Here is a 480-nt window from a genome sequence, read left to right as displayed (position 1 = left end):
TGTCGGTCGGCAAGGCCTTGGCCTTCACATCGGCGGCCAGGTCCACCCGCACTTGTATCTGTTTTTCTGCCTTCACGGGCGCCACGCTGCCGCCGCTCTCCTTGAGCTTCTCGGCGGCCCGGTCGATCCCGCCTTGCAGCGCGGCACGGGAATTGTCGTCCGGTGGCAGTTGCGCCAGCAGGCGGTTCCAGTAGTCGATCGCTTCCTGGTAACGCTGGCCTTCAAAGGCGGCGATGCCCAGCAGGCCGAGGCTGGTGACTTCTTTCGGATCGAGTTTCAGTGCTTCGTCGGTCAGGGCCTGGACCTTGGGCGACCACTGTTTGTTGTCGGCAAAGTACTGGGCCTGGGCCCACTGGCCGAGCAACTCGGGCTGGCGACCGGCCAGGGCCACGGTGCGCTCGAAGATTTTCGCCGCATCGGCGGAACGGTCCTGGGCCATGTAGGCGCGACCGAGGAAGTACAGGCCTTCCGGCGAATCCG

1 protein-coding gene is annotated in these 480 nt (G+C 65.2%); it reads right to left on the bottom strand.

Translation table 11 applies throughout. The features are described from left to right. Nucleotides 1–480, bottom strand: a 480-nt coding sequence (locus tag HX846_RS38750; RefSeq protein WP_178967644.1) for a tetratricopeptide repeat protein, incomplete at both ends; no start/stop codon positions are given.

Origin of the sequence: Pseudomonas sp. K5002, assembly GCF_013386655.1 — a bacterium.
Classification (GTDB): domain Bacteria; phylum Pseudomonadota; class Gammaproteobacteria; order Pseudomonadales; family Pseudomonadaceae; genus Aquipseudomonas.
Note: the sequence above shows the minus strand (reverse complement) of the source record. Positions and strands in the feature narration are given on the sequence as shown.